Below are 304 nucleotides of genomic sequence, written 5' to 3' on the forward strand. Positions count from 1 at the left end.
AAGAAAATTATGATAAATGGAATACCCAGCATATATAACCAAAACTCAGCAGAATAAACTAACTCCAAGTAAATGTCGGTTTGCATGGACCACTGAAAAACAGCCAGAAACACAATGCCACAGAAACTTGAAAAAGCAATAAACAACAAAAAGAATAACATAACTAGTAATGATTTTTTGATTGTATGAATAACTAACATCATCAGGAAAAATCCTTTTCAGCAAAGACACCATATAGGTGTCGACCGAGTATTTCCAATGCTTCTTTCTTTATTTCATAATACCTTGTTTTACCAATATATAG

General features: G+C 31.6%; 1 protein-coding gene. It reads right to left on the reverse strand.

The genetic code is table 11. From position 1 onward, the window contains the following. Positions 1 to 203: hypothetical protein (locus JKP73_RS23335; RefSeq protein WP_234447182.1), on the reverse strand; the 203-nt coding region annotated here is incomplete at its 3' end. Positions 204 to 304: the final 101 nt, after the last annotated feature.

Source organism: Virgibacillus salexigens (assembly GCF_014905415.1).
In the GTDB taxonomy this organism is placed as follows: Bacteria; Bacillota; Bacilli; order Bacillales; family Amphibacillaceae; genus Virgibacillus; species Virgibacillus salexigens.